At 58.4% G+C, this 13,875-nt stretch carries 13 protein-coding genes; 2 read left to right on the top strand and 11 right to left on the bottom strand.

Annotated elements, in window-relative coordinates:
* Positions 1-15 precede the first annotated feature (15 nt).
* The 9 genes from hflC to CHB79_RS10410 form a co-directional block, all read right to left on the bottom strand.
* Positions 16-888, bottom strand: coding sequence for a protease modulator HflC (gene hflC, locus CHB79_RS10370; protein ID WP_010488365.1), 873 nt, complete (start codon positions 886-888; stop codon positions 16-18).
* Positions 888-2,057, bottom strand: a complete 1,170-nt coding sequence (gene hflK, locus CHB79_RS10375) for an FtsH protease activity modulator HflK (protein WP_010488366.1) — start codon at positions 2,055-2,057, stop codon at positions 888-890. The genes hflC and hflK overlap by 1 nt, the downstream gene beginning before the upstream one ends.
* A gap of 96 nt (positions 2,058-2,153) precedes the next feature.
* Complete coding sequence (gene hflX, locus CHB79_RS10380) at positions 2,154-3,455, bottom strand: ribosome rescue GTPase HflX (protein ID WP_010488367.1); 1,302 nt, start codon at positions 3,453-3,455, stop codon at positions 2,154-2,156.
* 15 nt (positions 3,456-3,470) lie between these two features.
* Positions 3,471-3,731, bottom strand: coding sequence for an RNA chaperone Hfq (gene hfq / locus CHB79_RS10385; protein WP_010488369.1), 261 nt, complete (start codon positions 3,729-3,731; stop codon positions 3,471-3,473).
* A 96-nt stretch (positions 3,732-3,827) separates the two neighbouring features.
* Positions 3,828-4,802 carry a tRNA (adenosine(37)-N6)-dimethylallyltransferase MiaA gene (gene miaA / locus CHB79_RS10390; protein ID WP_089359788.1) on the bottom strand — a complete coding sequence of 325 codons (975 nt, stop codon included), beginning with the start codon at positions 4,800-4,802 and terminating at the stop codon, positions 3,828-3,830.
* A 39-nt stretch (positions 4,803-4,841) separates the two neighbouring features.
* Complete coding sequence (gene mutL, locus CHB79_RS10395) at positions 4,842-6,713, bottom strand: DNA mismatch repair endonuclease MutL (RefSeq protein WP_089359789.1); 1,872 nt, start codon at positions 6,711-6,713, stop codon at positions 4,842-4,844.
* Positions 6,710-8,128 (bottom strand): N-acetylmuramoyl-L-alanine amidase, encoded by a 1,419-nt coding sequence (locus tag CHB79_RS10400; RefSeq protein ID WP_089359790.1) that lies wholly within the window; start codon positions 8,126-8,128, stop codon positions 6,710-6,712. The genes mutL and CHB79_RS10400 overlap by 4 nt, the downstream gene beginning before the upstream one ends.
* A gap of 11 nt (positions 8,129-8,139) precedes the next feature.
* Positions 8,140-8,616 carry a tRNA (adenosine(37)-N6)-threonylcarbamoyltransferase complex ATPase subunit type 1 TsaE gene (gene tsaE / locus CHB79_RS10405; RefSeq protein ID WP_089359791.1) on the bottom strand — a complete coding sequence of 159 codons (477 nt, stop codon included), beginning with the start codon at positions 8,614-8,616 and terminating at the stop codon, positions 8,140-8,142.
* Complete coding sequence (locus CHB79_RS10410; protein ID WP_089359792.1) at positions 8,609-10,102, bottom strand: NAD(P)H-hydrate dehydratase; 1,494 nt, start codon at positions 10,100-10,102, stop codon at positions 8,609-8,611. The genes tsaE and CHB79_RS10410 overlap by 8 nt, the downstream gene beginning before the upstream one ends.
* Before the next feature lie 60 nt (positions 10,103-10,162).
* Here CHB79_RS10410 and queG point away from each other — a divergent pair, with 60 nt between their 5' ends.
* Positions 10,163-11,227, top strand: a complete 1,065-nt coding sequence (queG, locus tag CHB79_RS10415) for a tRNA epoxyqueuosine(34) reductase QueG (protein WP_089359793.1) — start codon at positions 10,163-10,165, stop codon at positions 11,225-11,227.
* Here the strand turns inward: queG and orn are convergent, their stop codons facing one another.
* Complete coding sequence (gene orn, locus CHB79_RS10420; RefSeq protein ID WP_010488396.1) at positions 11,228-11,770, bottom strand: oligoribonuclease; 543 nt, start codon at positions 11,768-11,770, stop codon at positions 11,228-11,230.
* Positions 11,771-11,872: 102 nt separating this feature from the next.
* Positions 11,873-12,664: a class I SAM-dependent methyltransferase gene (locus CHB79_RS10425; protein WP_089359794.1), complete on the bottom strand. Its 792-nt coding sequence runs from the start codon at positions 12,662-12,664 to the stop codon at positions 11,873-11,875.
* A 172-nt stretch (positions 12,665-12,836) separates the two neighbouring features.
* Between CHB79_RS10425 and rsgA the strand changes: the two genes are divergently transcribed.
* Entirely contained in the window at positions 12,837-13,868 is a 1,032-nt protein-coding gene (rsgA, locus tag CHB79_RS10430; RefSeq protein ID WP_089359795.1) for a small ribosomal subunit biogenesis GTPase RsgA, read from the top strand.
* The last annotated feature ends 7 nt before the right edge of the window (positions 13,869-13,875 follow it).

The raw sequence follows: 13,875 nt of genomic DNA on the forward strand, positions 1-13,875 counted from the left end.
CCGTCGGGGCAAGCATCATGGCTGCTTGGATTTCTCCAGATAGCGGAAGAACTCGCTACTTGGATCAAGCACCAACACGTCACGCTTGTCCGCAAAACTCTCACGGTAAGCCTTCAGACTACGGTAGAAGGAGTAGAACTCCTGATCCTGGCCATAAGCCTTGGCGTAGATGGCTGCCGCCTTGGCATCACCCTCACCGCGCAGCTCTTCAGCTTGACGGTAGGCTTCTGCCAACAGAACACGGCGCTGACGATCGGCATCGGCACGGATACCTTCTGCCAGCTCTTTACCCTTGGCCCGGTGCTCGCGTGCTTCACGCTCACGCTCCGATCCCATACGGTCGAACACACTGCGGTTTACTTCCTTAGGCAAGTCGATGCCCTTGACCCGCACGTCGACGACCTCGATGCCCAGCTCGCTTTGCGCCGCCTTGTTCAGCGATGCGGTCACGTCAGCCATCAGCGCATCACGCTCACCCGATACCGACTCGTGCAGGGTGCGCTTACCGAACTGGTCACGCAGCGAAGCTTCGAGACGACGCGACAGACGCTCATCAGCCGTCTGCTTGATACCGGAGGTTGCGGTGTAGTACCGCTCGGCATCACGCACACGCCACTTGGCGTAGGCATCAACCATCAACGCTTTCTTTTCCAGGGTGAGGAAACGTGAGCTGCTTGCATCCAGCGTCATCAAGCGACCGTCGAACAGACGCACCTGGTTGACGTATGGAATCTTCACATGCAGGCCCGGCTTGACGTCCGGATTGACAATACGACCGAACTGCAGCAACACCGCACGCTCAGTCTGAGCGACGATATAGAAGCTGTTCCAGGCAACGATTGCCAGCACCACGGCAACGATCAGAGCAACCAGTGATTTACTACTCATCAGCGGCTCTCCCTTGAACGTAGGTCAACCGGTTGCGGCGTGCGCAGGGAACCGGCATCCGGGTCGCTGGCCGAAGCAGCACCGGAAATTGCGCTTGAGCCATTGCCCTTGCGACCATCAATCATTTTATCCAACGGCAGGTAAAGCAGGTTGTTCTGCCCCTTGTCACCAGTGACCAAAACCTTGCTGGTGTTGCTCATAAGCTCTTGCATGGTGTCGAGATACAAGCGCTCACGGGTAATCTCCGGCGCCTTGCGGTACTCGGCGACCAACGCAGTGAAGCGGTCAGCCTCACCCTGGGCACGAGAAACCACTTCATCGCGGTAACCCATTGCATCCTCGACCAGGCGCTGGGCCTGACCACGTGCTTCTGGAACCACACCATTGGCGTAGGTTTCAGCCTTGTTCTTCTCGCGCTGCTCGTCTTCACGGGCACGAATCACGTCATCGAATGCCTCTTGAACTTCACGCGGCGCAGCAGCGCTTTGCAAGTTCACCTGGGTCACGACGATGCCGGTCTTGTAGTTGTCCATGAAACGCTGCAAACGCTCCTTGACCTCGCTGGCCAACAGTTCACGACCTTCAGTCAGCACCTGATCCATTTCGGTCGAGCCGACCACGTGACGTATCGCGCTGTCAGTTGCTTGCTGCAAGCTGGTTTCAGGCGAGTCCACGTTAAGTACGAAATCCTGCAAATTGCTGATCTTGTACTGCACGGTCAGTGGAACTTCGATGATGTTTTCATCTTCGGTCAACATCTGGCCCTGCTTGCTGTAAGCACGCTCGCGGGTGACGTTTTCCTGGAATTTACGATCAATCGGCGGGAAGTAGATATTCAGGCCCGGCCCTACAGTCTCGTAATATTTACCGAAACGCAGGACAACGGCTTGCTCCTGCTCATCGACAACGTAGATCGCGCTGTAAAGCCAAAAAGCCACGATCACCAGGAAGCCGACCAAGAGCATGCCGTAGCCACCCTTGCTGCCACCACTGTCACCGTCGCCACTACCACGTTTTTTACCGCCACCGAACAACCCGTTAAGGCTTTCCTGTAGCTTGCGGAAGGCCTCGTCGAGATCCGGAGGCCCTTTGCGATCGCCACCGTTGTTACGGCGCCCACCCCACGGATCCTGATTATTCGAGTTGCCACCCGGCTCATTCCAAGCCATAGCGCTCTCCATCTGATAAAGCAAAGACGCGTCCACGACGCGTCGGCCAATGCTACCGAATGCCCAGCCTCAACGGCACAACCGCTGACACAGGCTTTATTGCAAAGTGTGTTGCTCAATAAACTCCAACGGCTGCAGGCCAGCGCGACTCACCAACCGATTGAGCTCCACACGCGGCAAACGTACTGCCAACAAACTACTGCCATCTTCGCTGTGAGCCTCGCTCTGCACGGCGCCCAGCTCAAAAAACTGGGCACGCAAGCGTCCGAGCTTTTGCGGCAACTGTAATGTGCCGACAAAGAGGTCATCACTCAAGAGTTCCGCAATTGCCTGCTTAAGTAAAGGTAGACCACGTCCATCGCGTGCCGACAACCATACACGTTGCGGCTTGCCATCGGCATCACGTTGAATTTGTGGCTCAACCCCCTCAAGCAGGTCAAGCTTGTTATAGACCTCGAGAATCGGCAACTCATGGGCGCCAATTTCGGTCAACACCGCCATCACTTGTTCGATCTGCGCCATGCGCTCGGGCTCATGGGCATCAATCACGTGCAGCAATAAATCTGAGTTGCTCGACTCCTCAAGGGTCGCACGAAAGGCTTCAACCAATTTGTGCGGCAGGTGGCGAATAAAGCCCACGGTGTCGGCCAGCACAATAGGACCAAAGTCGTTCAAGTCGAGACGACGCAAGGTAGGATCTAGCGTTGCGAACAGCTGGTCAGCCGCATAGACCTCGGACTCGGTCACGGCGTTGAACAGCGTCGACTTGCCGGCGTTGGTATAACCGACCAGCGAAACCGAAGGGATATCTGCCCGCTGACGGCCACGACGTGCTTGCTCACGCTGGCTGCGGACTTTATTGAGCTTCTGTTTGATTTGACGAATACGGACCCGCAACAAGCGGCGGTCGGTTTCGAGCTGAGTTTCACCCGGGCCGCGCAGGCCGATACCACCTTTTTGTCGCTCAAGGTGAGTCCAGCCCCGCACCAGTCGAGTACTCAAGTGATCAAGCTGGGCAAGTTCAACCTGCAACTTACCCTCGTGAGTACGCGCGCGCTGGGCGAAGATATCGAGAATCAAACCGGTACGGTCCAATACGCGACACTCAAAGGCACGCTCCAGATTTCGCTCCTGACTGGGTGTCAGGACGTGGTTGAAGATAACCAGGTCGGCCTCTGCAGACTTGACCTGATCGCGCAGCTCTTCAACCTTACCGCTACCGATGAGGTATTTCGCAGTCAGCCGATTGCTCGGCACACTAAGAAAGGCCACCGTGTCAGCACCCGCTGAAATAGCAAGTTCCTGAAACTCTTGCGGATCTTCACTCGCCTCTGAGTTCTGGCCATCCAAATGAACCAGGATGGCCCGCTCACCACCTTCATGGCGTTCGAAGAACAATACAGCCCCCTAAAATCAGGCGTTACCTGGCTCGGACTCGGCCTGCTCCGTTTCGCTAGCGGTTGGCAGACGAACCGGACGGCTCGGCACTACGGTGGAAATTGCGTGTTTGTAGACCATCTGGCTGACAGTGTTTTTCAGCAAAATTACAAACTGGTCGAAAGATTCGATTTGCCCCTGCAACTTAATCCCGTTAACCAGGTAAATAGATACCGGTACGCGTTCCTTACGCAGGGTATTTAAGTAAGGGTCTTGTAGCGAATGCCCTTTTGACATGTGCCGCACTCCTTTAAGGATCAATTTCAATAATTTAAGAATCAATAAACAACTTAGCGCCGCCCTTCTCAAGAATAGACGGCTAACGGCATGGTCTCACTCCAATATGGAGGCCGATGCCAAGTATTTCAAGGCGCGTGACGTATTGTCGCAAGCCAGGCTATCCAACCAGCGCACATCAGACCAACTGCGCAGCCATGTAAACTGTCGCTTGGCCAACTGGCGAGTAGCAATTATCCCCAACTCCTGCATCTTCGAACGACTGACATCGCCGTCGAGGTATTCCCACACTTGGCGGTAACCTACTGATCGTATAGACGGCAAACCTGGATGCAAGTCACTTCTTTGACGCAGAAGTTCGACCTCTTCGATGAAGCCTTGTTCAAGCATCATCTGAAAACGCTGTGAAATTCGTTCGTGAAGCACACTTCGATCAGCCGGCGCGATGGCCATGCAAACGACATTATAGGGTAAATGCCTGCCACTCGCCGGGTTAACGTCAACATTTTGTTGCGCCTGGCGCAGGCGATGTTCAGTCATGGTCAAACCACTGACCTTATAGACTTCAAGCGCCCGGGTTAGGCGCTGTGGATCGTTGGGATGTATCCGCGCGGCCGACTCGGGATCAATGGCGGCCAACTCCTGGTGCAACACACCCCAGCCCTCGGCCAGGGCCCGCGCCTCGATCTCTGCACGCACCTGCGCATCAGCGCCCGGCATATCGGCCAAACCTTCCTGAAGCGCCTTGTAATAAAGCATGGTGCCACCCACCAGAAGCGGGATCCGCCCCCTGGCGGTGATTTCAGCCATTTCAGCCAGTGCATCACTGCGAAACTCTGCAGCCGAATAGCTTTGCGCCGGATCACGAATATCAATCAAACGGTGTGGATATTGCGCCAAAGTGGCTTTGTCGGGTTTGGCCGTACCTATATCCATGCCGGTGTAGATCAGCGCCGAATCAACACTGATCAAGTCACAAGGCAGCGCCCGCGCCAGCTCCAGGGCCAAGTCGGTTTTACCGGCCGCCGTAGGTCCCATCAGGAATATTGCTGGCGGCAGAGGCTCAGACATTGATTGCATCTCTTGAGAACAGCGAGGTTGCGCGACCGATCAACGTCCGCGCAAAAATAATTTATCCAGGTCGTCCATGCCCATTTGCGTCCAGGTTGGACGCCCATGGTTGCACTGCCCACTGCGCTCGGTATGTTCCATGTCGCGCAGCAGGGCATTCATTTCGGGCAAAGTCAGGCGTCGATTGGCCCGCACCGAGCCATGGCAGGCCATGGTGCCGAGCAACTCATTGATATGTGCCTGAATGCGATCACTGGTGCCATATTCCAGCAAGTCGCTGAGTACATCCTGCACCAGGCGCGTGGCCTCTGCCTGCTTGAGCAAAGCCGGGACCTGGCGAATCGCCAGGGATTCTGGCCCCAGGCGCTGCAACTCAAAACCCAGGGTCTGGAACAGCGCCGCATGCTCTTCGGCGCAATCGGCCTCGCGCTGGCTGACAGCAATAGACTCAGGCACCAATAGTGGCTGGCCACGCAGGCCTTCACTGGCCATTGCCACCTTGAGGCGCTCATAGGTAATGCGCTCATGGGCCGCGTGCATATCAACCAGCACCATGCCCTGCACGTTTTCAGCGAGGATATAAATACCCTTGAGCTGCGCGATGGCGTAGCCAAGCGGCGGCACATCGCCCTGCTCTTGCGGCAGTCCGGCAGGAACAGCCGCCTCGGGCATTGGCTTGAAATACTCGCGATAAGCCCCCTGGGCTTCAGCAGCCGGCAACGCCGGGCGCGCACCCTGGAAACCCGCCCCGGGCGAACGCCATACCGAATCCGCCTGCGGGCGCTCCAACACATTGGCCGCCAGCCCCATTTCACCCTGCGGGCCAAACTCGCCAGCAGCCTGGCCCGTCGGACGCACCATGGTGTCGACCGAGGCGGGTGCAGCCAGTTGATCCTCTGGGCGCACATCACCCAAGGCACGATGCAAGGTGCCATACAGGAAATCATGGACCATGCGTCCATCACGAAAACGCACTTCATGCTTGGTCGGGTGCACGTTGACATCGACCACGCCTGGATCGATTTCAAGAAACAGCACAAAAGTCGGATGACGACCATTGAACAGCACGTCGCGATAAGCCTGGCGCACGGCATGGGCGACCAATTTGTCGCGGACCATGCGCCCGTTGACGTAGAAATACTGCAAATCGGCCTGGCTGCGCGAGAATGTCGGCAAACCAACCCAGCCCCACAGCCGCAGGCCATTACGCTCGATTTCTATCGGCAAGGCCTGCTCGAGAAAGCCATTGCTGCACACGGAAGAAACGCGCCGGGCACGACTGGCCTCGTCATGCGCTTCGTGCAGCGACAGAATGGTCTTGCCGTTGTGGCGCAGTTGAAAACCAACATCGAAGCGAGCAAGCGCCAAGCGTTTGATCACCTCTTGCAAATGGTCAAACTCGGTCTTCTCGGCGCGCAGGAACTTACGCCGCGCCGGGGTATTGAAGAACAGATCCCGCACTTCAACCGATGTACCAACCGGGTGTGCGGCTGGCTGCACCCGGGGCTGCATGTCGCGACCTTCGGTTTCGACTTGCCAGGCTTGCTCGGCATCGGCGGTACGGGAAGTCAGGGTCAGGCGCGACACCGAACTGATCGATGCCAGCGCTTCACCACGAAAACCAAGGCTAAGAACCTGTTCAAGATCCTCAAGCTCACGAATCTTGCTGGTAGCGTGGCGGGCAAGCGCCAAAGGCAAGTCGTCGGCAGAGATGCCAGTGCCATCATCACGCACCCGCAGCAGCTTTACACCACCTTGCTCGACATCCACTTCGATGCGCCTGGCGCCGGAGTCCAAGCTGTTTTCCAGCAATTCCTTGATGACCGAGGCAGGCCGTTCCACCACCTCGCCAGCGGCAATCTGGTTAGCCAGCCGCGGGCTGAGCAGCTGGATTCGTGCAGCATCAGTCATGGTTGTGCAGCCAGGGAGGTAGCGGGAATTTTCAGTACTTGGCCGATCTTGACCACATTGGACGACATCGCGTTAGCCCGTTTGATGGATGCCATGCTGACCTGGTAACGCGCAGCAATCAGCGCCAGGCTATCGCCAGAACTGACGCGATGCTCGCGCGGCCCCTGCGCGATCTTGCCGGAGTCACGCATCCAGGCAATATAGGTGCCCGGCGGCGGATTCTGCTCGAAGAACTGCTTGACGCCAGTCATGATCGACCGTGCCAGGGTTCGCTGGTGGCTGGCGGTTACCAGCTTGTTTGACTCATTCAGGTTTGAAATAAACCCTGTTTCGACCAGGATCGATGGAATATCCGGCGACTTGAGCACCATAAAGCCCGCCTGCTCAACCCGGCGCTTGTGCAGCGGTGTCACCTGGCCAATATTGCCCAGCACCTTCTGGCCAACATTCAGGCTCGAGGACAAGGATGCGGTCATCGACAAGTCGAGCAATACGCCTGCCAGCATACGATCCTTGTCGTCGAGGCTGACGTTGCCAGCACCACCGATCAAGTCCGACTGGTTTTCAGAGTCTGCCAGCCAGCGCGCGGTTTCGGAGGTGGCGCCGCGATCAGACAAGGCATACACCGATGCACCAAACGCTGCGCGCGAGGGCGCGGCATCGGCGTGAATCGAAACAAACAGGTCGGCACCTTTCTTGCGCGCGATTTCGGTGCGCTTGCGCAACGGAATAAAGTAATCGCCAGTGCGCACCAGCTCGCCGCGATAGCCTTTCTCGGCATTGACCTGGCGCTGCAACTCCTTGGCAATGGCCAAGGTGACGTTTTTCTCCACCCGCCCCTTGACTGGCGACAGCGCGCCCGGGTCTTCGCCACCGTGACCGGCATCAATGGCAATAACAATGTCACGCTTACCGCTCGGAATTGGCGTTATCTTCGGCGGAGCCTGGGTCGGTGTGACCGGCACCGGCGCTGACGATGACACGGTCGTTGGCGGCAAGTTCGGCGTACTATCGGCGCCCTTATCGTACAAATCGACAACCAAGCGGTCGCCGTATTGCTGGTTGGGGGCCAAGGTGAAGCTCTTTGGCGTGACCGAGTCTTTAAGGTCAATCACCACGCGCAAGTCGTTGGCGGTGCGCTGCGCAGAGCGCACACCAGTAATGGGCGTGTTGCTCAAGGACAAGGTATTGAGCGAAGTCGCCAGCTTGGCGCCGCTGATATCGATTACGATGCGATCAGGCGCGGACAGGGTAAATACGCTGTGCTTAACCGGGCCGGACAAATCAAACACCAGGCGGGTGTTATCCGGCGCTCGCCATAAACGGACCCCGCGCACATCCGAGGCAGCAAAAACCTCTGACGCCAAAGTCGCCAGCACCACCCCTATTAAAACTAAACGCGCGCTCATGCGCATACCCGACCCCATTATTTGATTCGTCTCCCAATGGCCAAGTCGGCACACCAGGCAATACCGCGCGGACTATGCGCCTGAAAGCGCAGCGATCGCCCTGTTCCCTGCACGCTAATGGTAATGTCCATATCGGCCTTTGGCAAAACGCCTGCGCCGCGCTCCGGCCATTCAACCAGGCACAATGCATCACCTTCGAAATAATCGCGTATGCCCAAGAACTCCAGCTCTTCCGGATCGACCAGGCGATACAGGTCAAAGTGATAGACCCGGGCATCATCCAGTTCGTAGGGCTCAACCAGGGTGAAAGTCGGGCTTTTAACCGCCCCCACATGACCAAAGCCACGGATTATCCCACGGGAAAATGTGGTTTTACCGGCACCAAGGTCACCGTGCAGGTAGATTACCCCCACGCCAGCCGTGGCTGCGGCAAGGCGCCCTCCCAGCTCGACCATGGCCTGCTCATCAGCGGCGTACAGCTCTAACTCAGACAACAGACTGCTCCTGTAATAACTGACGAATGGCATCACACAAATCACTGGCAGCCAGCCCTATCCCCTTGCCTGCCAGGCGTTCTCCGGCACAGGCATGCAGCCAGACCGCCAGACTCGCAGCGGCAAAAGGCGTCAGGCCTTGCGCCAACAAGGCGCCGATCAGCCCGGCAAGCACATCACCCAATCCAGCCCCCGCCATCACCGGATGACCGCGATCGCATAGTCGCAGTTGACCACCCGGATCGGCAATCAAACTGCCGGCCCCTTTTAACACGCAAACCGTGCCGAACCGCCTGGCCAGTTGGAGCGCTGCCGCCGGACGATCGGCCTGGACCTGGGCGGTACTGACGCCCAACAAGCGCGCAGCCTCACCCAGGTGCGGGGTTATTACGCAATTTGCGGGCAATGAGACACAACCCGAGGCCAACTGGTTCAGCGCATCGGCATCCCAGACCTGCGGCCCATCACTGGCTGCTGCCGCCGATAACAGGCTGCGTCCCCATGCACCCAGCCCCAAGCCTGGACCAACCACCCAGACCGAGGCAGCTTTCCCAAGCGCCAGCAGTTGATTGGCTGACGCCACCGGGGCAGCCATCACCTCTGGAATTCGCGCCTGAGCAGCTGCCACGTGCTCCGCCCGGGTCGCCAGGGAAACCAGCCCGGCACCGCTACGCAGCGCACTTTGCGCAGCAAGCAAGGCGGCACCGGCAAAATTGCGATCACCTCCCACAACCAGCACATGCCCCAACTGGCCTTTATGCACAGTCGGCAGGCGTACAGGCAACAGTGGCAGGTTACCCGGCGCCAGACGCTCAGCCGTGGCGGCCTGTGCCGCGACAATAGCGGGGTCGGCCTGCAAGGCATCGAACTGCAACTGTCCCACGTAGTCGGGTGCCTGCCCGGTGAACAAGCCGAGCTTCAGGCCAATCAGGCTCAGGGTAATATCGGCCCGCACGGCGCAACCAAGAACCTGTCCAGTATCGGCACTCAAGCCCGAAGGAATATCCACTGCCAGCACCGGCAGACCACTGTCATTGATCTGGGCAATGGCCGCGCTGTACGGCGACCGCACTGCCCCCTTGAGACCGGTACCGAGCATTGCATCAACCAGCACGCCCCGCAGCGACGCCTGGTCGGACCAAGGCTCAATCGACACGCCTGCCGCCTGCGCCTGCCTGAACGCCAGTGCTGCATCGCCAGCCAGCTTTGCCGGATCGCCAACGGCAAGCACCTTGACCTGCCAGCCTGCGCGCAATGCCAACTCGGCAATCAAATAACCATCACCGGCATTGTTGCCGCAGCCGGCCAAGACACTTAGCTCACCGACAGCATCCCAGCGCCGGCGCAAGGCGCGCCAGATTGCATGCGCGGCCCGCCCCATAAGCTCGAAGCCTGGAGTTCCCGCGGCAATCAAGCTGGCGTCAAGCTGCCGCACCTGGGCAGCGCTATAGAGGGCTAAAGGAAAATAGCCTGTAGAATCCGGCATGTGCGTCCTCCGTTGTCTGGCACAATTATACGCACCTCACCTCATGGTTTGCCGCTGAACATGTCTATCGAACTCCTTGACCTCAACCAACTCGCACAGTCGATAAAGGACTGGGGCCGAGAGCTGGGCTTCCAGCAGGTTGGAATCAGCGGGCTCGACCTGGGCGAACACGAAACCCACCTGCAACGCTGGCTGGATGCCGGATACCACGGCGAGATGGATTACATGGCCGCGCACGGCAGCAAGCGCTCGCACCCCGAACAGTTGGTTCCCGGTACGCTGCGGGTGATTTCGCTGCGCATGGACTACCTGCCCGGCGACACACAAATGGCCAAGCGCCTGGCCCAGCCGGAAAAAGCCTATGTCTCCCGCTATGCACTGGGGCGCGACTATCACAAGCTGATTCGCAAGCGCCTGCAGCATCTGGCAGAACGCATCCAGGAAAAAATCGGACCCTTTGGCTTTCGCGCCTTTGTCGACAGCGCGCCAGTGCTCGAAAAGGCAATCGCCGAAAAATCAGGCCTGGGCTGGATTGGCAAAAACACCCTGGTGCTCAACCGCAAGGCTGGCAGCTATTTCTTTTTGGGCGAACTCTTTGTCGATATCGAACTGCCAGTGGATCCCCCGCACGGCAGCGAGCACTGCGGACGCTGCACCGCTTGCATGGATATCTGCCCGACCCAGGCCTTTGTCGGCCCCTATGAGCTGGACGCAAGGCGCTGCATTTCCTACCTGACGATTGAACTCAAGGGCGCAATCCCCGAAGAGCTGCGCGCGCCCATCGGCAACCGCGTATTCGGTTGTGATGACTGCCAGATGGTCTGCCCCTGGAACCGTTTTGCCAGCCCCACAGAGCAAACAGATTTCAAGCCGCGCCACCAACTCGACAATGCCGAGCTTGCCGAGTTGTTTGGCTGGAGCGAGGAACAATTCCTGAGCCGCACCGAAGGGTCGCCACTGCGCAGGGCCGGTTACGAACGCTGGCTACGCAACCTGGCCGTGGGCCTGGGCAACGCCCCCTCGAGCATCCCGGTGATCGAGGCGCTCAAGGCACGCCGCGAACATTCCTCGGCATTGGTACGCGAGCATGTCGAATGGGCGCTCAAGCGCCACAATCAAGCCTGATCAGACCTTGAGGAAGTGCTCGCGGTAGTACTGCAGCTCAGCGATGGACTCGCGAATATCATCCAGCGCCTGATGGGTGCCTTTCTTGACAAAGCCTTCCTTGATTTGCGGCGCCCAACGGTCCGCCAGGATCTTCAGGGTCGAGACATCCAGGTAACGGTAGTGGAAGTACGCCTCCAGCGCAGGCATGTAGCGATACAGGAAACGACGATCCTGGCCAATGCTGTTGCCGCAAATCGGTGACTTGCCTTTCGGTACCCATTGCTCAAGGAAGGCGATGGTTTGTGCTTCGGCCTCAGCCTGGCTGATCTTGCTCTCGCGCACCCGCTGAGTCAGCCCGCTGTCACCATGGGTGCGGGTGTTCCATTCATCCATGCCTGCCAACGCTTCATCGCTCTGGTGCACAGCGATGACCGGCCCCTCGGCCAGGATCTTCAGGTCGCTGTCGGTGACAATTGTGGCCATCTCGATGATGACATCACGCTCAGGATCAAGCCCGGTCATTTCCAGGTCGATCCAAATCAAGTTGTTTGCGTTTTGCATGTATCGCTCCTTTGCGGGTCTGTTGACGCTGCCGGCCCTATGGCTAAGGATGCTCGCGACGAAACATCAATAAACCCTGGCGCCGCAAGTTTAACCAATAAATCAGCCGGGGATACGCCAAAGCAGCAGGCTCGAGTCGCGCCAGTCATGTAAATCCAGCTCTCGGTCCGCCGGCACGCCAGGCACGGCGAAGGTATTGCTCACAAACAATGCACCGGGCTGCATCTCGGCACATACCTTTTGCCAGAGCTGCGGCATGGGCGCTGGTGATAAGAAACAGTACACCACATTGAACTCAGTCAAATCTGTGCGCCAAAGGCTCTGGTAGCGAATGCTGCAATTGCGCTGAAACAATGACCGAAGCCAGGCCAGCAAATAGGATAATGGCGCGGTTTCGACCCCCACAAAGCGCCCTTCAGGAAACTGCCGGGCAAGCGCCAGCAGTGGCCCTGCGGGACCGCAACCCAAATCGACAAAACGCAGCGGCGCAGGTTGCCGGGCGAGGATATCGGCCAGCAACTGCGTGCCCTGCGCACCCGTGAGGTACAGCGGCACCCGCTCACTGAAACTGTTCCAGTTGAGCAACAGCAAAATAAAAAACACCAGCAGGAACACCCAGGACGGCAACGGCGCGCCGCCAAAGGCCAACAACGCAGGAACGAACGCCAGGTTCAGCCACCACCACCAACGCGACAAGCCCAGCCAGCGGCCAATGCTTGCCGCCATCAAACCTTGCAGCAGGCCCGCAGTCAGCAAGGCAAAGCGCCAGTGCGCAATGTAATTGGCAAACAGCACAATGACCGTCAGCAATGCGGTCGCCGTCAACTGTGCAAGCAGCGCCACCAATGCCGGATAACGCTGAGCCAATCCGCGCAGCCCCTCAACCCACCCCATCAAACGCCCCCTCAATAGTGCAGCATCAGGATTTCTTTGCCTGTCTGTCCAGGCCGATGCGCTTCGCAGTTTAGTCGCAGCCGCAGTCTTTGGCGCCGCGCGTGCTAGAATCGCAAGCAAAATAAACGGCTGTAGCTCTGCCACCCTTAAGTACCACACCTTCGGAACCTCCATGGCCAAACGCCAACTCAATCGCCGGCAAAACTGGCGCATCGAAAAAATCCAGGGCGAGCGTGCTGCCCGCGCCGCCAAGCGCGAATCACAAGCACTGCAAACGCTGGAAGGCGGCGACCTTGGCCCAGAGCAAACCGGGCTGGTCATCGCCCACTTTGGCGTTCAAGTCGAGGTCGAAGCGCTCGAAGGGGAAATGGCTGGGCAGGTCTTCCGCTGCCACCTGCGCGCCAACCTGCCAACCATGGTTACCGGTGATCGTGTAGTCTGGCGCCCAGGCAATCAGGGGATTGGCGTAATTGTTGCGCAACTGCCGCGCAACACAGAGCTGTGCCGTCCTGACCCCCGTGGCCAACTTAAACCGGTGGCAGCAAACGTTGACCTGATCGTCATTGTCTTTGCGCCGCTGCCGGAACCCCATGCCAACCTGATCGACCGCTACCTGGTCGCCGCCGAGCATGCAGGCATCCGCCCCTTGCTATTGCTCAACAAGGCAGACCTGATCGATGAGCAAAACGCTGTCGCACTCAATGCCATGCTCGCGGTCTATCGCCAGCTAGGTTATCCACTGCTTGAGGTCTCGGCCCATCAGGGCGACGGCATGGAGCAGCTCATGCAGCAGCTTAACGGCCATGTCAGTGTGTTCGTTGGCCAATCAGGGGTTGGCAAGTCATCGCTGGTCAACAGCTTGCTGCCCGAGGTGGAAACCCGCGTCGGCCCTTTGTCCGAGCTGACCGGAAAAGGCACTCACACCACAACCACGGCGCGCCTGTTCCACTTCCCGGGTGGCGGCGAATTGATCGACTCGCCCGGAATTCGCGAATTTGGCCTGGTCCATGTCAGCCGTGATGACGTTGAAGCCGGGTTTATCGAGTTCCACGAACTGCTCGGCCACTGCCGCTTTCGCGACTGCAAGCATGATCGCGAGCCAGGCTGCGCACTACTCAAGGCCCTTGAAGAAGGCCGTATCCAGCCACAACGCATGGCCAGCTACCGGCATATCCTGGCCAGCCTGCCTGAAGACGAGTATTAAGGAAAAG

Source organism: Pseudomonas segetis (assembly GCF_900188155.1).
Lineage (GTDB): Bacteria > Pseudomonadota > Gammaproteobacteria > Pseudomonadales > Pseudomonadaceae > Aquipseudomonas > Aquipseudomonas segetis.